Annotated in this window: 19 protein-coding genes and 1 pseudogene; 5 read left to right on the top strand and 15 right to left on the bottom strand. The window is 72.1% G+C overall.

Annotation, left to right across the window (positions count from 1 at the left end; translation table 11 throughout):
- Positions 1–2: 2 nt before the first annotated feature.
- The 11 genes from QQZ14_RS07490 to QQZ14_RS07440 form a co-directional block, all read right to left on the bottom strand.
- A complete protein-coding gene (locus QQZ14_RS07490) occupies positions 3–587 on the bottom strand; it encodes a hypothetical protein (RefSeq protein WP_284533613.1) in 585 nt (194 codons plus the stop codon).
- A complete protein-coding gene (locus tag QQZ14_RS07485; RefSeq protein ID WP_284533612.1) occupies positions 584–1,795 on the bottom strand; it encodes an acyl-CoA dehydrogenase family protein in 1,212 nt (403 codons plus the stop codon). The genes QQZ14_RS07490 and QQZ14_RS07485 overlap by 4 nt, the downstream gene beginning before the upstream one ends.
- Positions 1,796–1,819: 24 nt before the next feature.
- A complete protein-coding gene (gene mctP, locus QQZ14_RS07480) occupies positions 1,820–3,463 on the bottom strand; it encodes a monocarboxylate uptake permease MctP (RefSeq protein ID WP_284533611.1) in 1,644 nt (547 codons plus the stop codon).
- A 7-nt stretch (positions 3,464–3,470) separates the two neighbouring features.
- Positions 3,471–3,746, bottom strand: coding sequence for a DUF3311 domain-containing protein (locus QQZ14_RS07475; protein WP_284533610.1), 276 nt, complete (start codon positions 3,744–3,746; stop codon positions 3,471–3,473).
- A 200-nt stretch (positions 3,747–3,946) separates the two neighbouring features.
- Positions 3,947–5,020 carry a hypothetical protein gene (locus tag QQZ14_RS07470; RefSeq protein ID WP_284533609.1) on the bottom strand — a complete coding sequence of 358 codons (1,074 nt, stop codon included), beginning with the start codon at positions 5,018–5,020 and terminating at the stop codon, positions 3,947–3,949.
- Between the two features lie 157 nt (positions 5,021–5,177).
- Positions 5,178–5,591, bottom strand: a complete 414-nt coding sequence (locus QQZ14_RS07465) for a DUF1707 SHOCT-like domain-containing protein (RefSeq protein ID WP_284533608.1) — start codon at positions 5,589–5,591, stop codon at positions 5,178–5,180.
- Positions 5,588–6,292 carry a PadR family transcriptional regulator gene (locus QQZ14_RS07460; RefSeq protein ID WP_284533607.1) on the bottom strand — a complete coding sequence of 235 codons (705 nt, stop codon included), beginning with the start codon at positions 6,290–6,292 and terminating at the stop codon, positions 5,588–5,590. Before QQZ14_RS07460 ends, QQZ14_RS07465 begins: the two co-directional genes overlap by 4 nt.
- A gap of 200 nt (positions 6,293–6,492) precedes the next feature.
- Positions 6,493–8,418 (bottom strand): M3 family metallopeptidase, encoded by a 1,926-nt coding sequence (locus tag QQZ14_RS07455; RefSeq protein ID WP_284533606.1) that lies wholly within the window; start codon positions 8,416–8,418, stop codon positions 6,493–6,495.
- On the bottom strand, positions 8,415–8,969 hold the full coding sequence (locus QQZ14_RS07450) for a hypothetical protein (RefSeq protein WP_284533605.1): 555 nt from the start codon (positions 8,967–8,969) through the stop codon (positions 8,415–8,417). The genes QQZ14_RS07455 and QQZ14_RS07450 overlap by 4 nt, the downstream gene beginning before the upstream one ends.
- A gap of 40 nt (positions 8,970–9,009) precedes the next feature.
- On the bottom strand, positions 9,010–10,251 hold the full coding sequence (locus tag QQZ14_RS07445; RefSeq protein ID WP_284533604.1) for an RNA polymerase sigma factor: 1,242 nt from the start codon (positions 10,249–10,251) through the stop codon (positions 9,010–9,012).
- Positions 10,248–10,616, bottom strand: a complete 369-nt coding sequence (locus tag QQZ14_RS07440; RefSeq protein ID WP_284533602.1) for a YciI family protein — start codon at positions 10,614–10,616, stop codon at positions 10,248–10,250. The genes QQZ14_RS07445 and QQZ14_RS07440 overlap by 4 nt, the downstream gene beginning before the upstream one ends.
- A gap of 152 nt (positions 10,617–10,768) precedes the next feature.
- Here QQZ14_RS07440 and QQZ14_RS07435 point away from each other — a divergent pair, with 152 nt between their 5' ends.
- Positions 10,769–11,788 (top strand): glycoside hydrolase family 6 protein, encoded by a 1,020-nt coding sequence (locus tag QQZ14_RS07435; protein WP_284533601.1) that lies wholly within the window; start codon positions 10,769–10,771, stop codon positions 11,786–11,788.
- A gap of 252 nt (positions 11,789–12,040) precedes the next feature.
- Here QQZ14_RS07435 and QQZ14_RS07430 read toward each other — a convergent pair whose 3' ends face one another.
- The gene (locus QQZ14_RS07430; RefSeq protein WP_284533600.1) at positions 12,041–12,256 is read right to left on the bottom strand and encodes a DUF4287 domain-containing protein; all 216 of its coding nucleotides are present in this window, start codon (positions 12,254–12,256) and stop codon (positions 12,041–12,043) included.
- A 56-nt stretch (positions 12,257–12,312) separates the two neighbouring features.
- On the opposite strand from QQZ14_RS07430, the gene QQZ14_RS07425 reads away from it, so the two are divergent.
- A complete protein-coding gene (locus QQZ14_RS07425; RefSeq protein WP_284533599.1) occupies positions 12,313–13,620 on the top strand; it encodes an MFS transporter in 1,308 nt (435 codons plus the stop codon).
- On the opposite strand, the gene QQZ14_RS07420 is transcribed toward QQZ14_RS07425, so the two are convergent.
- Positions 13,594–14,100 (bottom strand): mycothiol transferase, encoded by a 507-nt coding sequence (locus QQZ14_RS07420; RefSeq protein ID WP_284533597.1) that lies wholly within the window; start codon positions 14,098–14,100, stop codon positions 13,594–13,596. The two genes, QQZ14_RS07425 and QQZ14_RS07420, sit on opposite strands and share 27 nt — an antisense overlap.
- A gap of 43 nt (positions 14,101–14,143) precedes the next feature.
- Between QQZ14_RS07420 and QQZ14_RS07415 the strand changes: the two genes are divergently transcribed.
- Both QQZ14_RS07415 and QQZ14_RS07410 read left to right on the top strand, forming a co-directional pair.
- Positions 14,144–15,130, top strand: a complete 987-nt coding sequence (locus tag QQZ14_RS07415) for an LLM class F420-dependent oxidoreductase (RefSeq protein WP_284533596.1) — start codon at positions 14,144–14,146, stop codon at positions 15,128–15,130.
- A 41-nt stretch (positions 15,131–15,171) separates the two neighbouring features.
- Positions 15,172–15,648, top strand: a complete 477-nt coding sequence (locus QQZ14_RS07410; RefSeq protein WP_284533595.1) for a group II truncated hemoglobin — start codon at positions 15,172–15,174, stop codon at positions 15,646–15,648.
- A gap of 6 nt (positions 15,649–15,654) precedes the next feature.
- Here the strand turns inward: QQZ14_RS07410 and QQZ14_RS07405 are convergent, their stop codons facing one another.
- Together QQZ14_RS07405 and QQZ14_RS07400 are read right to left on the bottom strand one after the other, a co-directional pair.
- Positions 15,655–17,304 carry a DUF429 domain-containing protein gene (locus tag QQZ14_RS07405; RefSeq protein ID WP_284533594.1) on the bottom strand — a complete coding sequence of 550 codons (1,650 nt, stop codon included), beginning with the start codon at positions 17,302–17,304 and terminating at the stop codon, positions 15,655–15,657.
- A 42-nt stretch (positions 17,305–17,346) separates the two neighbouring features.
- Positions 17,347–17,499 carry a hypothetical protein gene (locus tag QQZ14_RS07400; RefSeq protein ID WP_284533593.1) on the bottom strand — a complete coding sequence of 51 codons (153 nt, stop codon included), beginning with the start codon at positions 17,497–17,499 and terminating at the stop codon, positions 17,347–17,349.
- A gap of 954 nt (positions 17,500–18,453) precedes the next feature.
- Between QQZ14_RS07400 and QQZ14_RS07395 the strand changes: the two are divergent.
- Positions 18,454–18,826: pseudogene (locus QQZ14_RS07395) on the top strand (HNH endonuclease signature motif containing protein); the annotation flags it as partial.

Genomic DNA, 18,826 nt, shown 5'->3' with positions numbered 1-18,826 from the left:
GGTCAGCTCGCGACCGTCGTCACCACCGTGGTGACCGAGGGCCGCGACGGCGTGGACGAGAAGCCGAACCGGGGCGACGGGCTCACGGGGGCGAGGCGGCCGAGGTCGGCCCCGTCGAAGGCCCCGGCGACGGCGGTGACCGCGTGGTGGTCGGTGGCGCCGTACCACTCGCGACGGGCGTTGCCGGCCGAGCCGCGGGTACGCACCCCGCGCAGCAGCAGGCGCGCGGCAGGATCGGTGAGCGAGCACCACGCGGGGCTCTGCGCGAGCGGTCCGGGCACGATCCTCAGCAGCCGCCCCAGGGCGGTGCGCCGGCCGACCTCGAGCCGCAGCCCGAGGGAGGGGGAGCTCACCTCCCAGGCGTCGACCGTGATCGGCTCGATGCGGACCTCGTCGAAGGAGTACGTCGACGCCACGAAGTCCGCAACCTCGGTCGTCGGCGCGAGCAGCACCCGGTGACCCGCAGCCGTCTCGACCATCGCGTCCGCGAACGCGCCGTAGGGCGACCGGTCCCAGCGGCCCAGGACGACCCGAACGCCGCTGGTGGTGCCGACGCCGGCGATCGCGCCCCGGAACCGTCGTCTCACCGGATCGGCGCGCCCGAGATCGACCGCGCGATGACGAGGCGCTGGATCTCGGAGGTGCCCTCGAAGATCGTGTAGATCTTCGCGTCGCGCGCCATCCGCTCGACGGGGTACTCGCGGGTGAAGCCGTTGCCGCCGAGGATCTGCATCGCCTGGCCGGTGACCCGGACGGCGGTCTCGCCGGCGAACAGCTTGGACATCGACCCCTCGGCCTGCTCGAACCGCTTGCCCTGGCGAGCCATCCAGGCCGCGCGCCACACCAGCAGCCGGGAGGCCTCGATCGAGGTGGCCATGTCGGCGAGGGTGAACGCGATCGCCTGGTTCTCGATGATCGCCTTGCCGAACTGCTCGCGGGTCTTCGCGTAGTCCAGCGCGACCTCGTACGCCGCCCGGGCGATGCCGATGGCCTGGGCGCCGACCGCGGGCCGGGTGCGCTCGAACGTCGCCATCGACGCGTTGCCGCCGGCCCGGGTGCCCTCACGGGCGCGCGCCAGCCGGGCGTCGAGCTTCTCCTTGCCGCCGAGCAGGCAGCGGCCGGGCACGCGCACCCGGTCGAGCACGACCTCGGCGGTGTGCGAGGCCCGGATGCCGTGCTTGTGGAACTTCTGCCCCTGGCTGAGCCCCTTCGTGCCGGGTGGCACCACGAAGCTGGCCTGGCCGCGGGTGCGCAGGTCGGGGTCGACCACCGCGGTCACCACGTGGACGTCGGCGATGCCGCCGTTGGTCGCCCAGGTCTTCGTCCCGTTGAGCACCCACTCGTCGGTGGCCTCGTCGTACGTCGCGCGGGTGCGCATCGCGCCGACGTCCGAGCCCGCGTCGGGCTCGGAGGAGCAGAACGCGCCGAGCTTGAGGTCGCCGGGAGCGCCGTACATCGCCGGGACCCACTCGGCGACCTGCTCGTCGGTGCCGTTGGCGCGGACCCCCGCGGCCGCCAGCGAGGTGCCCACGATCGAGAGCCCGATGCCGGCGTCGCCCCAGAACAGCTCCTCCATCGTGATCGGGAATCCGAGGCCGGTCTCGTCGAGGGCCTGGGTGACGATGAAGTCGACCGAGTACAGACCGACCTTCGCGGCCTCCTCGACCACCGGCCAGGGGAACTCCTCCCGCTCGTCCCACTCCGCGGCCGCGGGCCGGACCACCTCCGCGGCGAAGTCGTGGACCCAGGCGCGCACGTCGAGGTGGTCCTGGTCGAGCTCGAACGACGGCGTCACGCTCCGACACTACCCACGGCGGGCCTACGCGTGGGCCCGCTCGTGCGGCTCCAGCTCCGCCTCGACGCCCGGGTCCCCGGCGTCCGCGTGGTAGTCCTGCGGCCGAGTCTGGTCGACCCCCTCGGCGAGCCCCATCGCACGGAACACGACCGTGAGCACGACCGCGACGAGCAGGTTGGCCAGGAACGCGATCATCGCGATGTAGACCTTGGTCTCGGTGCCGGGGAAGTTCACGAGAGGTCCGCCGAAGTGCTGCTGGAGCGGCGAGGCGACGCCGTACGCGAGCCAGGTGCCCCACGCCATGCCGACCGCCCACCCCGCGAACAGCCCCCACCGGTGCAGCCAGCGCGTGTAGAGCCCGATCACGATCGCCGGGAGGGTCTGCAGGATCCAGACGCCGCCGAGCAGCTGGAGGTTGATCGCGAACTCCTTCGACAGCGCGAGCACGAAGACCAGCGCGCCGAACTTCACGAACAGCGAGGCGATCCTGCTCTGCCGGGCCTCCTGCGCGTGGGTGGCGTCGCGGTTGATGAAGGCCCGGTAGATGTTGCGGGTCCACAGGTTGGCCGCGGCGATCGACATGATCGCCGCCGGCACCAGCGCGCCGATCACGATGGCCGCGAACGCGACGCCGGCGAACCACGGGCTGAACTCGTTCTCGAACAGCTGCGGCACCGACTGCTGCGGGTTCTCTACCTTGACCCCGGCCGCGATGGCCACGAAGCCGAGCAGTGCCAGCAGGCCGAGGAGGAAGGAGTACGCCGGCAGCAGCGCCGCGTTGCGCCGGATCACCGAGCGGCTGCGGGTGGACAGGACCCCGGTCACCGAGTGCGGGTACATGAACAGCGCCAACGCCGAGCCCAGCGCGAGCGAGGCGTAGGCCCACTGGGCCGGCCCGGGCGGCATCATCGCCTTGGGCGCCTTCTCACCCGCGGCGATGGCGTCGGCGTTCTCGGTGTTGAACGTCGTGAAGCTGTCGCCCACGGTCGAGAAGATGTGGCTCCACCCGCCGAGCTGGGTGGGCAGGTACAGCACGGCGACGATGATCACCAGGTAGATCAGCGTGTCCTTGACGAAGGCGATCAGCGCCGGGGCCCGCAGGCCGCTGGACCAGGTGTAGGCCGCGAGCACCACGAACGCGAGCAGCAGCGGGAAGTCCTTGACCAGCCAGTTGTCGCTGTCGGTGCCGATGCCCATCACCTCGAGCACCACCTGCATGCCGACCAGCTGCAGCGCGATGTAGGGCATCGTCGCGAGGATCCCGGTGAGCGCAACGGCGAGCGCCAGGGGTCGGCTGTCGTAGCGCCCCTGCACGAAGTCGGCCGGGGTGACGTAGCCGTGCCGGTGGCTCACCGACCACAGCCGGGGCAGGAACACGAAGATCAGCGGGTAGACCACGATCGTGTACGGCACCGCGAAGAACCCGACCGCGCTGCCGGCGTACAGCGTCGCGGGCACCGCGATGAAGGTGTACGCCGTGTAGATGTCGCCGCCGATGAGGAACCAGGCGATGAACGTGCCGAACCCGCGCCCGCCCAGGCCCCACTCGTCGAGGCTGTCCAGGGTCTTGGCGCGGCGCCACCGGGCGGCGGCGAAGCCGAGGACGGTGACGAGCAGGAACAGGAACACGAAGACGCCGAGGACGACGCCGTTCACGTTGTCGATCATCGGCCCGTCACCGCCGTCCCTCGTCGCGGTGGGCCCCGGTGCCGTCGGGCTCCGGCGGGAGGCCGTGGGCGACCCGCTGGGCCCGGTCGGCGCCGGTGGCGACGACGTACGCCGGCACGGTGAGCGCGACCGCGACCACGATCAGCAGGAACTGGAACCAGTAGTAGTAGGGGAACCCGAGGAACGCCGGGTCCTCGCGGTCGTAGAGCGGCACCGCGAGCGGCAGCACCACCGCAGGCGTCAGCAAGGCAGAGACCAGGATCCAACGGCGTCGTGACGCCATGGCGATACCTCCCGAAATGGACGAACGACCGTGACAGCGGTCACATACCCACTTTGGTCGGCGTCGACGCATGGACCGCGGATCAGACCTCGCCGGGCGAGCGTGCTCCTGTCAGGCACGCGCGCCCGGTCGGGGACGGTCGGCCCCAGGCTGCCCGAGCCCGCCCCGGATGCGGGGCGGGCTCGGGTTCACGGGGAGGCTCAGGCGGAGGGAGCGATCTGCTTGCCCGTCCGGGACCTCACGCAGAACGTGGCCAGGGCGATCTGACGCGAGCCGCTCTCGTACCAGAACTTGTAGGCCCTGGTCTTCGGTCGCGGGTCCATGCCGAGGAACCACACGTGGAACGGGTCGTAGATCCAGAACGCGCCCACCATGGCCTTGTAGGCCTGGTACGCCGCGCCGTCGGCCCCGTCGTCGCAGGAGTAGCGCTTCTCCTGGATGCCGTTGCTCCACAGGTTGTCCTGGAAGCCGCCACTGGCCGCGTTCGGGCGCCACTTCATCGGCAGCAGGTGCCGGTGACCGCCGAACGGCAGGACCTTGGAGCTCAGGCACCGGAAGGCCAGGTCGACCTTCGTGTCGTCGTGTCCGATGAGGAACCGCCACTGCCAGGAGGTGCCGGTCGCGTTCGGCCAGCTGCCCACCAGGCGGTTGCCGTGGTCCTCGTTGACGTCGGTGAAGTTGAAGCCGGGCGCGACGGCGTAGAAGCCGGTCGGGCAGGGCTGCGCCGCCGGCGAGTCGCCGTGGAAGCCCACCGTGCCCATGGTGTCGCCCGACGCGACGTGCTCCACGCTGAACGTCCGGTACAGCGGGTCGAAGCCGATCCCGTGCTTGTGCCCGGCGTTCTGCTCCGTCTGCTTGCGGATGCAGGTCAGGAAGAGCTTCACCTGGGCGTTGCCGTCGGCGAAGTTCTCGAACCGGAAGTGCCACATCGACGGGTCGTTGTAGTCCGAGTAGGACGCGTGGAACACCACGTCGCGCTCGTCGCCGTACATGTCGAGCTGCGGGTTGGCCTGGTCGACGTGGTCGACGCGCCACATGCCGTCGAGCGCGTCGTCACCGTCGTTGCAGTAGAGGTGCTCGTGGGCGTAGTTGTCGGGGAACTCGCCGCTGAGATCGACCTGAGCCTCGACCTTGTACAGGTAGACCTCGTGCGGCCGCGGACCCACGGCGGCGGAGGCGGGGCTCGCGAGCGCGGCCACGATGGCCAGCGGAGCGACCAGCGCGGCGGCAGCGGCGCTGATCACGAGACTTCGAAGCCGGGAATGAGCCGCCATGATGACGATCTCCTTGCTGAGACAGGAAATGGGCGTGAGCACGTTTCCCGAGAGCGTTCTTCCGGCCCCCCCAGCCCGGTTCGGCACAGGCTAGGTCGGTCTCGTCACAGCGCGAAGCTGGTCTACGACAGTGGTCTACGACGGTGGTCTACCGCTCTCATCTGGACCAGTGCCGGGCGCGGGCCGGTCTGCGGCGGCGGCCCAGGACGAAGAACATGACCAGGGCGCCGGCCAGGATCAGCGGCAGGTGGGTCAGCACCGTCAGCACCAGCAGGACCGCCAGGATCAGCAGCACCGGCGAGGGCAGACCGCGGTGGAAGGGTGCCATCCCGGTGCTCCAGTAGCCCGAGCGGCGCGCCGTCGCGGGCCGCGCCGGGGCCGCCGGTCCGTACCAACCCGGCAGGTCGCGGAAGATCGGCCGGAGGTCCGCGCGCGTGCGCGCCGCCCAGATCCGGTCGAGCCGCTCGGCGTGCTCCTCGACGCTCAGCCGGCCCTGGGCGTAGTGATCGCCCAGGGCGGCCGCGGCCTGCTCGCGCTCGGCGTCGCCGATGCGGAGCTGGTCGTCGTTCATGCCTCGCCTCCCGTCTCCTGGTCCTGCTCCGGGTCGCCGTCGGCGAGCACGCCGTACAGCCGGCGCCGGGTGTCGACCAGGATCTCGACGGCCGCGCGCCGCTGCTGCTCGCTGCCGTTGGTGACGATCTGCCAGACCGCGCCCATGACCTGGCCGATCTCGGGCTTGAGGTCGGCGAACCCGACCTCCTCGTCGCGCTCGGGCTCCTCGAACGGCGCCCAGACCGCGGTCAGCTCATCGGCGTGCTCGGCGGCGTACGTCTCGCCCTCCTCGGTGAGCTTGAGGCTGCGCCGGCCGCTGCTGTCGTCGGTCACGAGCAGCCCCTCGTCCTCGAGCTGCTGGATCGTCGGGTAGACCGAGCCCGGGCTCGGTCGCCAGGCGCCGTTGCTGCGCTCGGCGATCTGCTGGATGACCTGGTAGCCGTTGACGGGCTCGCCGTTCCACTGCGCGGTCCGGACGACGTCCAGGATCGCGGTGCGTACGTCGCCGCGCCGGACCCGCGGGCCCCGCTGGCGCTCGCCCTGGGCGAGGCCGAAGAGGCCGGCCACCCACGGCGGCGGTCCCGGGTGCCCCGGCCGGCCGAAGCCGCCCGGACCGCCCCACGGCCCGCCCCAGGGTCCACCCCCGCGGCGCCCGCCGTGCTGCTGCCACTCCTGATCCACATGGCCGGCCCACTGCCGGCTGAATCCCCTGTATCCCATGACCGGACTCCTCTCAGTTCGGGTACCGCGTCCGGCGTACTGTCGCCGATGGCTCGCGATATATCGTGAGCGTACGTCGATGGGTCGGCGGGGACAAGCAGGTTTCCCCGGTGTACCGGGTAAGTTCCCGCTTCTCGGGGGTTGCAACAGCCGACAAGCGCCAACATCCCCGGTGAACCGGGGAAACTGCGGTCGGCCCCCTAGCGCGCCAGCCAGGCGGCGTAGGAGTCGAACGTGTACGGCCGACCGAGGAAGTCGGCGACCAGGTCGGCGGCGTCGCGGGAGCCGCCGGGGGCGAGCACCCGGTCGCGGTAGCGGCCGGCGACGCCGGGGGCGAACAGGTCGGCGGGGTCGAACGCGGAGAACAGGTCCTTCGCGATCACCAGCGACCACATGTAGGTGTAGTACGCCGAGGAGTAGCCGCCGAGGTGGCCGAAGCTCGCGAACATGTGGGTGCCGTCGATGTAGGGGAACGGCGAGTAGCGCGCCTGCAGCTCGCGCATCGCGGTGGTCAGGTCCGCGGGCCGGTCGGTGTGGAACCAGTACGACATCGCCGCGTAGAACATCTGCGTCCGGGCCTGGTAGCCCTTGCCGAACTCGTCGGCGGCCCGCATCCGCTCCACCAGGTCGGCCGGGATCGGCTCGCCGCCGCTGGAGACCGCGAAGGTGCGCAGCACGTCGGGGTCCCAGGCCCACTCCTCGAGCAGCTGGCTCGGCGCCTCGACGAAGTCCCACTCGGTGGCGACTCCGGAGAAGCGGGTCCACTCACCGTGCCCGCCGAGCACGTGGTGCACCAGGTGACCGAACTCGTGGAAGAGCGTGACCACGTGGTCGTGCTCCATCAGGCCGCGTGAGAAGTTGCAGACCAGCACGCCCTCGGGCAGCTGCCGGCCGGCGAGGCCGTCGACCAGCGTGAACTGCGCGGCGTGCTTGTACTTGCCCTCGCGCGGGTGCAGGTCGAGGTAGATGCGGCCGATCGCCTCGGGTCCGGAGCCCACGTCGCGGACCACGTCGTACGCCGCGACGTCCGGGTGCCACACCGGCGCGTCGGACACCGGCCGGTACTCCAGCCCGAAGAGCCGTCCGGTCACCTCGAGCAGCCCCTGGCGCACGCGGGCGAAGTCGAAGTAGGCCCGCACCTGCTGGGCGTCCACGTCGTGACGCTCCTGGCGGACCAGCTCCTCGTAGTACAGCGAGTCGGCCGTGTCGATCGCCGCCGCGTCAGGCACGTCGCGCCGGAAGCGCTCGAGCAGGAGGTCCAGGTCGCGCCGCATCGGCCCCTCGGCCGCGCTGGCGATCCGGTCGATGAACGCCGGGATCGCCGGCCCTTCCCCGATCATCTTCACGGCGGCGTCGTACGACGCCCAGTCGGCGTAGCCGACCAGCGTCGCGAGCTCGTGGCGGAGCGCGAACATCTCACGCAGCAACGGCTCGTTGTGCGGCCAGCCCCGCTCGAGGAACGCGACGGTCACCTCGCGGCGCACCTCGGCGTCGTGGGCGAACATCCGGACCGGCACAGCGTCGGGGTAGTCGGTGGTGACCGTGACGAGGCCGTCGTCCCCGGCAGGATGGGCGTCGAGCCAGTCCTGGGGCAGGCCGGCGAGCCGCCCGGGCGGCACCCGGACGGTGCGCACGTCGTCGCGGATGGTGCGGCCGAACTCCTGACCGAGGTCGGTGAGCCGGGCGTTGATCTCGGTGAGCCGGGCCCGGGAGGCGTCGTCGAGGTCGACGCCGGCGCGCCGGAAGTCCTCGAGCGTCTTGTCCAGGAGCCGCGCCGCCACCGGGTCCAGGCCGGCCGGGTCGAGCCCCGCGAAGACGCCGTACAGACCCGGGTCCTGGCGCAGCTCGGTGACCAGCCGGTCGACCTCGGCCTCGGCGGCCTCGCACGTCGTGCGCACCTCCTCGAGCGGGTGCACGTTGGCGAGCAGCGACGCGACCGCGGCGACGTCGGACAGCGCGCGGGCCACCTCGTCCCACTCACGCAGCACGGCGAGCGCGCCGGGCGGCGGCGCGTCGCGCAGCCCGTCGGCGCGGGCCCGAGCAGCGGCCAGGCCGTCGCGGGCGCGCGTCTCCACCCACTGCTGGGCGTCCTCGGCCGGGGGCAGGACAAGGGGTCCGGTCGTCATGCCGCCAAGGGTAGGAGCGCCCGTCGAGCCCGGCCGTGGGCGTAGAGCAGGTAGCCGGCGGCGAGCGCGACCGAGGCCAGCACCGCCAGGCGGGTCGCGAAGACCGCACCGCCGGCCGGGTCGAGCGCCGCGTAGACGCCGAGGTCACCGCCGACGTACCAGGCCAGGTACGCCGCGAGCGGCACCAGCCAGGTCGGCGGGTGCCACCAGCGCACGTCGGCCTGGTTGGTGCCGACCAGCAGGAAGTCGACCAGCACCAGCGCCGGCGTCACCATGTGCTCGAGCACCGACCACGGCGCGGCCAGGTTGCCGTTCGCCATCGGCAGGTAGGCCAGGCACACGAGCGTGCTCGCGGTGGTCAGCGCCCCCCGCAGCCACGGCGACCGGGGCTCCGCGAACGCGAGCACCAGGAACCCCACGGCCACGGCCAGGTTGACGAGCTGGCTGAGCGCGGTCCACCACACGTCGTACTGCAGCGCGGCGAGCACGACCCCGGTCGCAGCGCACCCGGAGACCCCCAGGCGCCAAGCCACGACCGCGATCCCGTCCACCCGCTGATCGTTCCACGTTCACCCGCCGTTCATCCGAGGATCAGCCGGGTTCGGTGGGCGCCAGGCTGCCGCGCCGCCGGGCGAGGTAGGCCCGCTCGGCCGGGTTGTCCGTGGCCGCGATCGCCGCGTCGTACGCCGCCCGCGCCTCGCCGCTGCGACCGAGCCGGCGCAGCAGGTCGGCCCGGGTCGCGTGCCAGGCGTGGTAGCCGCTCAGCGGCAGTCGATCGACCTGCGCGAGCGCCACCTCCGGCCCGTCGAGCTCGGCGACCGCGACCGCCCGGTTGAGGGCCACGACCGGGCTCGGCGCGACCGCGTAGAGCTGGTCGTACAGCGCCGCGATCTGGTCCCACTGCGTGTCCGCCGCCGAGGGGGCGTCGGTGTGCACGGCGTTGATCGCCGCGAGCAGCTGGTACTGCCCCGGGCGCCGGCCCGTGTGCGCGGCACGGGCCAGGCAGCTGCGCACCAGCTCGTGCCCCTCGGCGATCAGGGCACGGTCCCAGCCGCCGCGGTCCTGCTCCAGCAGCGTGACCAGCTCGCCGCCGGCGACCCGCGTCGTACGCCGCGCCTCGGTGAGCAGCATCAGCGCGAGCAGCCCGGTGACCTCGGGCTCGTCGGGCAGCAGCGCGTGCAGGATCCGGCCGAGGCGGATCGCCTCGGCGGTCAGGTCCTCGCGGATCGCCGCCTCGCCGGAGCTGGCGAGGTAGCCCTCGTTGAAGACCAGGTAGATCACCGCCAGCACGCCCGGCAGCCGGGCGGTCAGGTCGTCGGCCTCCGGCACCCGGTAGGGGATGTGCGCGCCCTTGATCTTCTTCTTCGCGCGGGTGATCCTCTGGGCCATGGTGGTCTCGGGGACCAGGAACGCCTGCGCGATCTCGGGGACGGTGAGCCCGCCGAGGAGCCGCAGGGTGAGGGCCACCCGCGCCTCGGGAGCGAGCGCGGGGTGGCAGCAGGTGAAGATCAGCCGCAGCCGGTCGTCCTCGACGGGACCGGTGGGCTCGTGGGGGGTGTCGTCACTGATCATGAGGGCCGCCTGGTGCTTGGCGTCGCGGTGCGACTCGCGGCGGATCCGGTCGATGGCGCGGTTGCCCGCGGTGGTGGTGAGCCAGCCCCCGGGGTTGGGCGGTACGCCGTCCTGGGGCCACTTCTCCATCGCGACGAGCAGTGCCTCGCCGGCGGCCTCCTCGGCGATGTCGATGTCGCCGAACCGTCGTACGAGCGAGGCGACCACCCGGCCGTACTCCTCGCGATAGATCCGCTCGATCGCCGCGTGCGCGTCGCTCACGCGCCCGGCTCCTCCTGGAACGGCCGCACCTCGACCCGGTTGGCGCAGGCCTTGGAGCCCTCGGCGGCCCACCGGAGCGCGGCGTCGAGGTCGGGCGCCTCGATGATCCAGAACCCGCCGAGGTACTCCTTGGTCTCCGCGAACGGGCCGTCGGTCACGACCGTCTCCGCCCCGGTGTTGTCGACCGTGGTGGTGGCCTCGTGGGTCTGCAGCCCGCCGGCGAACACCCACGCGCCCTCCCGCTGGAGCCTCTCGTTGAAGGTGTCGACCGCGGCGAACACGGTCTGCAGCTCCTCGGGCGTCATCGCGTCCATCGCTGCCATGTCCTCGGCGTTGTGGATCACGGAGAGCAGGTACTGCGACATGGGATACCTCCTGGTTCGGGGGGCCTCGTCCGGCCCCGTCACCCTGTCCACGAACGCGAGGGCCGCGATACGACACCCTTCCGCAAACGGCTCACTCTGCCTACCGCGCCGCTTCGGCCTCGGGGAGGACGGCCAGCCCGTAGCCTGAGCGGGTGCCCTGTCGGTCCCAGCTCCTGCGCGTCGCCACGCTGGTGGTCGCCTTGGCGCTCGGCGGTGCTGCCCTCGCGGCCCCGGTCGTCGCCGACCCGGGATCACGGCACGCCACGGCCGCGGCGAAGGCCGCCGACCCGCGCCGGACCCGGGGGCTGTACGTCGACCCGAAGATGCCGGCGTACCAGCAGGGTGGCGTCTACCGCGACCGGATCGGCAGCAAGGCCCAGGCGTTCTGGGTGATCCCGGAGGCGTACGACACCGCACACGTGCGCGACAAGATCCGCGAGTACACCGGCGACGCCGCGGCCGCGCGCAAGACACCCGTGCTGTCGGTCTACGGCATCCCTGGGCGCGACTGCGGCATGTACTCCTCGGGCAACCCGCTCACGACCGCCGCGCAGTACCGGAGCTGGATCCGGCAGGTCGCGAACGGCGTGCGTGACCAGAAGGTGCTGCTCGTGCTGGAGCCGGACGCCCTCCCACTGTTCAGCAGCGACCTCCACAACTGCCCCGAGAAGCCCCATGGCTGGCAGGGCATGCTGCGCTTCGCGAGCCGGGTGCTGAGCAACGCCGGCGCCTGGGTCTACCTCGACGCCGGCCACTCCAACTGGACGCCGTACGACGACCGCCCGGCGTACCTCAAGGCCGCCGGCATCGGCTTCGCCCGCGGATTCAGCACCAACGTCTCGAACTTCCGCCCCACCGCGGACGAGAGGGCCTACGCCGCGAAGATGCTCGCCGGGCTGCGCAGGCTGGGCATCACCGGCAAGCGCTACGTGATCGACACCTCGCGCAATGGCGCGACCCCGAGCAGCGACGGCTACGACGTCATCAACCCGACCTGGGCCAGGGTCGGCCCGGGGCCGCGCCTGGTGTTCGACCGCGCATTCGACGGCAGGCTGTGGGTCAAGCATCCCGGCGAGTCCGACGGGACGGTCAACGGTGGGCCTCCCTCGGGCCAGTGGTGCGACTTCCTCGCCGACCGGCTGCTGGGACAGCCCGAGTCATCCAGCTGCTGACCTCAGGCTGCGGTGGTTTCGAGGCTCAGGCCCCCAGGGGGCCTTCGCACCTCAACCACCGTGACGGCGGTTGAGGTGCGAGCGGAGCGAGCCCGCACGGTGGTTGAGGTGCGAGCGGAGCGAGCCCGCACGGTGGTTGAGGTGCGAGCGGAGCGAGCCTCGAAACCACCGTTCAACCGTCCTCGGCGAGGACCGCACTCGACGTTGGTTGAGGTGTGAAGGCCGCCAGGCCTGAGCCTCGAAACCAACGGCTCAGCGGTCCTCGGCGAGGGTGTGCGCGACGACCGCGTTGGCGTGGCCGTGGCCCAGGCCCTGCTCCTTGAGGAGCGCCACCAGGTCCATGTGCTTGGCGGTCGTGCCGTAGCCGGGCGCAGCCCGCACGACCTGCTTCCAGTGCTCGATCGGCTGCCCGTACTTCTGCTCGATCGACGGGAAGTACGACGCCGGGCCCTTCACGCTCTCGCTCATGACGGCTCAGACCCTAGCGACGGGAAGAACTCATCGGCCCCGTAGGTTCGGCAACCGTGCGCAGCATCCGCGACGGCCTCGGCGGCCTGGTGGCCGACACCCGGCCGCTGCGCAACGAGCACTTCCGCCGGCTCTGGCTGGCCAACATCATCACGGTCGTCGGTGCCCAGCTGACGGTCGTCGCGGTGCCGGCGCAGATCTACCAGATCACCGGCTCCTCGGCGTACGTCGGACTCACCGGGCTGTTCGGCCTGGTGCCGCTGGTGGTGTTCGGGCTGTGGGGCGGGGCGCTCGCCGACGTCTTCGACCGGCGCACGCTGCTGCTGGTGACGACCGCCGGCCTGATCGGCACCAGCGCGCTGTTCTGGCTGCAGGCCGCCCTCGGCAACACCGACGTGTGGCTGCTGCTCGGGCTGTTCTCGGTGCAGCAGGCGTTCTTCGCGGTCAACCAGCCCACCCGCAGTGCGGTGCTGCCCAAGCTGCTCTCCCCCGAGCTGCTGCCGGCCGCCAACTCGCTGTCGATGACGGTGTTCCAGGCCGGCGCGATCGCCGGCCCGCTCGTCGCCGGCGTGCTGATCCCGGTGCTGGGCTTTCCCTGGCTCTACGCCATCGACACCGTCACGCTCTTCGCGACGCTCAGCGCCGTGGCCCGGCTGCCCCGGCTGCCCGTCGACACCGGGGTCACCACGACGCCCGGCCTGCGGTCGGTGGTGGAGGGCTTCGCCTACCTGCGTGGCCACCCCGTGCTGCTGATGTCGTTCGTCGTCGATCTGATCGCGATGGTGTTCGGCATGCCGCGGGCGCTGTTCCCCGAGATCGCGCACGTCTCCTTCGGCGGCCCCGACGAGGGCGGGCTGGTGTTCGCGGCGCTGTTCGCGGCGATCCCCGCCGGCGCCGTCGTCGGCGGGGTGTTCTCGGGGTGGGTCTCGCGGATCGACCGGCAGGGGTACGCCGTCGTCGTGTGCATCCTCGTGTGGGGCGCCGCGATGACCGGCTTCGGCCTGTCCGTCGCGCTCGCCGACCGGTGGCGGGGCCCGATGCTGGTCGCGGCGGTGCTGATGCTCGTCGTCGGCGGCGCCGCCGACATGGCGTCCGCCGCGTTCCGCACGAGCATGCTCCAGACCGCGGCGGCCGACGCGGTCCGCGGCCGGCTGCAGGGCGTGTTCATCGTCGTGGTCGCGGGCGGGCCGCGGATCGCGGACGTCGCCCACGGCGCGAGCGCCGCCGCGGTCGGCACGGCCGCAGCCGCCGCCGGTGGCGGCGTGCTGGTCGTCGTCGGCACCGTCGTCGCGGCGATCGTGGTGCCGTCGTTCGTCCGCTACCGGCTCAGCCGGTCGTCATCGGGCGAGGAGGAGCCCGCGTAGGTAGGCCGCCTGGCCGACGTGCTGGGCGTCGTCGTCGGCGATGCTCACCAGCCGGACACCGCGGGTGACCGGCGGGTCCCAGTCGGTGTCGATCACCTCGTCGAGGTCGGCCTCGCTCAGGCCGCGGAGGTAGGCGACGGTCGCCTCATGGGTGGCGCGGAGATAGCCGGTGAGCAGCTCGGCGCGGGCCCGGACCTTGCCCACCTGGTCGCTGCTGTGGCCGTAGCCGTGGTCCGCCGGGTCGATCTGCAGCCCGAAGCGGTCCACCCAGCCGCCGGTGAACCACACCTGCTCGGTGCCGGCGAGGTGCGCGATCTGCGCGTCCTGCACCCGCGCGGTGTGCCAGATCAGCCAGGCGATCGAGTTGGTGTCGGGCGCGGGACGGTGGGCGAGCTGGTCCTTGTCGAGGCCCTCGACCGCGGCGACGCCGTTCTCGAGGATGCGCTCGAAGAAGTCGATGAAGATGTCCGCAGGGGTCATGCCGCCGACGTTACGCCCGAGCGCCGACGGGTACTCGGCCCCCATGACGCGCTTCGGATACACGCTGATGACCGAGCAGAGCGGGCCGCGCGAGCTGGTGCGGTACGCCGCGACCGCCGAGGACCTCGGGTTCGACTTCGAGGTGATGAGCGACCACTACTCGCCGTGGCTGACCGAGCAGGGACACGCGCCGTACGCCTGGGCCACGCTGGGCGCCGTCGCGCAGGCCACCTCGCGGGTCGGGCTGATGACCTACGTGACCTGCCCGACGATGCGCTACCACCCGGCGGTCGTCGCGCAGAAGGCCGCGACCCTGCAGCTCCTCTCCGAGGGCCGGTTCACGCTCGGGCTGGGCAGCGGGGAGAACCTCAACGAGCATGTCGTCGGCGACGGGTGGCCGGCCATCCAGACCCGCCAGGCGATGCTGCGCGAGGCCGTCGAGATCATCCAGGAGCTGCGCACCGGAGAGCTCGTCGACTACCGCGGCGACTACTTCGAGGTCGACTCGGCTCGGCTGTGGGACGTGCCCGACGAGGGCATCGAGGTCGCGCTCGCCGTCGCCGGCGACCGGGCGATCGAGACCTTCGCACCACTGGGCGAGCACCTGATCGGGGTGGAGCCCGATCCGTCCCTGGTCGAGAACTGGAACGCCGTCGACGGCGCGCCCCGGATCGGGGAGCAGGCCCGCGCGATCGGCCAGATTCCGATCTGCTGGGACGCCTCCGAGGACGCGGCGGTGGCGCGGGCGCACGAGCAGTTCCGGTGGTTCGGGGGCGGGTGGAGCGTCAACGCCGACCTGCCGACGCCGGCCGGCTTCGCGGGCGCCACCCAGTTCGTCCGTCCCGAGGACGTCGCCGGCTCCATCCCCTGCGGGCCGGACCTCGACGCGATCGTCGAGGCGGTGAGCGCCTACTGGGAGGCCGGCTTCACCGACATCGCGCTCGTGCAGATCGGCGACGACGGCCAGGACCGGTTCCTCGCCGAGGCCGCCGGACCGCTGCTGGAAAAGCTCCGCGACACCGCGCCCTGAGATCGGTAGCGTCGGCCGCATGACGATCGGGCAGGGCCCCCATGGGCGTTGACGAGCCCGGGCTGCCGACGCTGTTCTCGTGGGCGGGCGGCTACGACCCGCTCCGCCGCATGATCGACGCGTTCTACGACCGGGTCGAGGCCGACGAGCTCCTCACCGGCTTCTTCCCCGGCGGCGTCAGCGAGCGCCACCGCGCGCACGTCACCGACTGGTGGGCCGAGGTGCTCGGCGGGCCGGCGACCTACACCGAGCGGCACGGCGGCTACGAGGCGATGCTCGCCCACCACCGCGGCCTCGCGATCACGCCCGAGCAGCGGCACCGCTTCGCCAGCACGATGAGCCTGGCGGCCGACGAGGTGGAGCTGCCGGCCGACCCGGAGTTCCGGGCGGCGATCATCGGCTACCTCGAGTGGGGCACGCGGCTGGCGGCGGAGAACTCCCAGCCCCGGGCCACGCCGGTCGAGCACGCATCGGTGCCGCGCTGGGGCTGGGGCGTGGCACCGCCGTACGTGCCCTGAACCCGGTCAGCCGCGCATCTTCTCCAGCCGCGCGTGCAGCGCGGCGACGCGGTGGGCGTTGCCGGGGAGCTCGACGTACCGCTCCCCGAACGCCGCGAGCAGCGCGTCGTCGAGGCGGCGGACCGCGCCGGGCGGGTAGCGGTAGTCCATGCGCGCCGCGATCTGGTCGTCGTCGACCTCGGCGAGCACGTGGCCGAGCTCCGCGAGCGTGGTGACGCCCAGGTCGGGCAGCAGGCTCGCGATCCAGCCGTAGTGGTCGGTGCGCGACCACTCGGCGTCGGCGTACTGGCCGGCGAGGTACGCCGCCAGCTCGCGGGGGGTCACGCCGACGGCCTCGGTGTCGGGCTCCTCGGGGGCGCTGCCGCGGAGGCGGTCGCGGATCGTGGTGAACTCCTGGTCGGCGAGCTCGAGCAGCCCGGCGGCCAGCGTGAACCGGCGGTCGAAGTCGCGGGCATGCTCCTCGGGCACCGTGCCCTTGTAGCGGATGTCGTGCTCGAACTCCGCCCACGCGTGCTGCAGCACGGTGCGCACCTGCACCTGGGCGGTGAGCCCGTCCTCGCGGGCCACCTGGAGGTGCCGGCTGGCGTAGCCGAAGCGGCCCTCGCTGGCGGTCTCCTGCCCGAGGTCGCGGTCGTCGAGGACCCGCAGCTGGCTGCCCAGCACGTCGGCGACCGCGGCCACGTCGCTGCGGACGTAGGTGATCACCCGCAGCCCGATCTGGTCGCCGATGTCGCGCAGCGGGTCGCTGTAGACGGGGACCCCGTCGACGGCCCGGCCGGCCTTGGCAGCGAAGGAGTCCACGGTCTTGGCCCGGCCGGTCACGGTCAGGTAGTTGATGCCGGCCTCGTCGAGGATCGAGGTCACCAGCGCGACGTACTCCTTCGCGGCGGCGACGAGCTGGGGGTGGCGGGCGGCGTACTCCTCCACCGCCTTGCGGATCGTGGCGTGCGCGTCGGGCAGCGTCGGCGTCACGATGTAGCCCTGCTCGAAGGAGCCGTAGGTCGTGGTCCGCTCGGGCCAGCGCTGCGCGAACAGCGCCACGTAGGCGCAGATCACGGCGTCCACCTGGTCCTCGACCTCACGCAGGTGGCTCTTGCGGGTGGCCGCCTCGACCTGGGTGCGCAGTGCCTGCCAGGTGCGGTCGGTGGTCACGATCCGCTCGACGTGGCTCATCAGCGTGAGCAGCTCGGCACGCAGCAGCTCGAGGTCGCGGCCGCGCTTGTCCTTGTACTTCAGCGTGCGCCCGAGGCCGAAGAGCACGATCGTCGCCGGGTGCGGGTAGACCTCGATCGCGCGCCGGTCGCGGCCCGAGCGCGGATCCATGTCGAGCTGAAGCCGCTTGCACAGCCGGGCGCCGCGGGACCCGGCGACGAACTCCGGCTTGCTGGTGTTCGACGGGTGCGTCGCGGCCTCGAAGCGGCGGAAGTCCCGGCTCAGCTCCTGCTCGGCGGGCCGGGAGCCGGTCGCGTTGGTGACGATCAGCGGGGCGTCGAAGGCGACCAGGCAGGGCCCGTCGAGGTACGGCGCGAGGTGCGCCTCGATCTCGTCGTCGGAGTGCACGGTCGACACGTGCAGCAGCCGCGCCTCGTCGTCGAGCACGGCCAGCCCAGTCGGCCGTCGCTCGCCCCACGCGAGGTCCACGCCGACGTAGTGCATGAGGAGAAGACTGCCCTACTCGGGCCGGCCGGGCTCGGTCGGTCAGGCTCCGGCGCGCTGCAAGGCCGAGCGGGCCGACCGCGCCGCGTGGATCGCCCGGTCGACGCGCCCCGAGCACCGACGCGCGTCCTCCTCGCGGGCGCGGTCGCGGACGTGCGCGATGGCGATGGCGGGGGTCACGGTCAGGGGACTCATGCGGCACACGCTCCAGGCTGAGGTCGGGGTCGGACATCGGGCAGGAGGCGTGGTCGGCGGCGCTGATACGCCGGTCTGGACCGGCTGGTTGCTCTTCGTCCTTCAGGTAGTCCGTGGTTTCGGTTCCTTGGCGGCTACCCGGGTACGGCGCCCGAGGAGAGGTCGGTGGTCGAGCCTGTCGAGACCACGGCGCCTCGGCAGCACCGAGCCGGCCTCCTTCGGCCTTCAGGTTCTTCGGTGGTTGCGGTCGCTGGCAGCGAAGACGGGTACGGCGCGCCTCGGGTCGCCGTCGACGGCCGGCTTCCCGATCGCCACCCCGCCCGGTGGTTGAGGAGGTTGCGCAGCAACCGTCTCGAAACCACCGAGCCGGTGATCTTCGGCCGTCAGCTCGCTCGCGGTTGCGGTCCCTGGCAGCGAAGACGGGTACGGCGCGCTTCTGGTCGCCGTCGACGGCCGGCTTCCCGACCGCCACCCCGCCCGGTGGTTGAGGAGGTTGCGCAGCAACCGTCGCGAAACCACCAGGGCCCGGTGCCCGAGCTGAGGTCGGTGGTCGAGCGACGTCCGGTGGTCGAACCTGTCGAGACCACGGCGCCTCGACGCCACCGAGCCGGTCTCCTTCGGCCTTCAGATTCTCGGTGGTTGCGGTCCCTGGCAGCAAAGCGGTGAAGATCCGCCACGGGTCGCCCGCCACTGCCGGCTCCCCGACCGCCACCTCCGCCGGTGGTTGAGGTGCGAGCGCAGCGAGCCTCGAAACCACCGGGCCGGTGATCCTCGGCCTTCAGGCCCGCTCACGGTTGCGGTCCCTGGCAGCAAAGCGGTGAAGGTCCGCCACGGGTCGCCCGCCGCTGCCGGCTCCCCTACCGACGCCCCGACAACTCGGGCCCACCAACGTCTTGATATCTCGAACACCTGTTCGATAGACTGTCGCCACGACCCTGCTTCTCGGGAGTGGCGATGACCGCACAAGCGAACCCCCACCACCAGGTCACGCACGCCGTCACCCAGCTCGAAGCCGCCCTCGACCAGGTCACCGACGCCTCCCTGTGGTCCATGCCGACCGACGAGACCGCCGACGTGCTGGTCCGCCTCACCCGGATCGCCTCCCGGATCACCGAGCTCGAGGCCCGGGTCGCCGCCCACGCCGACACCGTGGGGGTCGCCGAGCAGGTCGGCGCCACCTCGGTCGCGAACTGGTGGGCACACGCCACCCAGATGACCCGCACCGAAGCCCACCGCAAGACCCGCCTCGCCACCAACCTCACCCACGGACACACCCCCGTCCGCGACGCCCTGGCCGCCGGTGACCTGCTGCCCGACCAAGCCAGGG

The sequence above is a fragment of the Nocardioides sp. T2.26MG-1 genome, from assembly GCF_950101795.1.
GTDB lineage: Bacteria > Actinomycetota > Actinomycetes > Propionibacteriales > Nocardioidaceae > Nocardioides.
Note: the sequence above shows the minus strand (reverse complement) of the source record. Positions and strands in the feature narration are given on the sequence as shown.

What these genes read in the sequence shown, in the direction of transcription:
- mctP (WP_284533611.1), bottom strand. Translation starts at nt 3,463, where the DNA reads ATGATCGACAACGTGAACGGCGTCGTCCTCGGCGTCTTCGTGTTCCTG.
- QQZ14_RS07475 (WP_284533610.1), bottom strand. Translation starts at nt 3,746, where the DNA reads ATGGCGTCACGACGCCGTTGGATCCTGGTCTCTGCCTTGCTGACGCCT.
- QQZ14_RS07470 (WP_284533609.1), bottom strand. Translation starts at nt 5,020, where the DNA reads ATGGCGGCTCATTCCCGGCTTCGAAGTCTCGTGATCAGCGCCGCTGCC.
- QQZ14_RS07465 (WP_284533608.1), bottom strand. Translation starts at nt 5,591, where the DNA reads ATGAACGACGACCAGCTCCGCATCGGCGACGCCGAGCGCGAGCAGGCC.
- QQZ14_RS07460 (WP_284533607.1), bottom strand. Translation starts at nt 6,292, where the DNA reads ATGGGATACAGGGGATTCAGCCGGCAGTGGGCCGGCCATGTGGATCAG.
- QQZ14_RS07455 (WP_284533606.1), bottom strand. Translation starts at nt 8,418, where the DNA reads ATGACGACCGGACCCCTTGTCCTGCCCCCGGCCGAGGACGCCCAGCAG.
- QQZ14_RS07440 (WP_284533602.1), bottom strand. Translation starts at nt 10,616, where the DNA reads ATGTCGCAGTACCTGCTCTCCGTGATCCACAACGCCGAGGACATGGCA.
- QQZ14_RS07430 (WP_284533600.1), bottom strand. Translation starts at nt 12,256, where the DNA reads ATGAGCGAGAGCGTGAAGGGCCCGGCGTCGTACTTCCCGTCGATCGAG.
- QQZ14_RS07420 (WP_284533597.1), bottom strand. Translation starts at nt 14,100, where the DNA reads ATGACCCCTGCGGACATCTTCATCGACTTCTTCGAGCGCATCCTCGAG.
- QQZ14_RS07415 (WP_284533596.1), top strand. Translation starts at nt 14,144, where the DNA reads ATGACGCGCTTCGGATACACGCTGATGACCGAGCAGAGCGGGCCGCGC.
- QQZ14_RS07410 (WP_284533595.1), top strand. Translation starts at nt 15,172, where the DNA reads ATGGGCGTTGACGAGCCCGGGCTGCCGACGCTGTTCTCGTGGGCGGGC.
- QQZ14_RS07405 (WP_284533594.1), bottom strand. Translation starts at nt 17,304, where the DNA reads ATGCACTACGTCGGCGTGGACCTCGCGTGGGGCGAGCGACGGCCGACT.
- QQZ14_RS07400 (WP_284533593.1), bottom strand. Translation starts at nt 17,499, where the DNA reads ATGAGTCCCCTGACCGTGACCCCCGCCATCGCCATCGCGCACGTCCGC.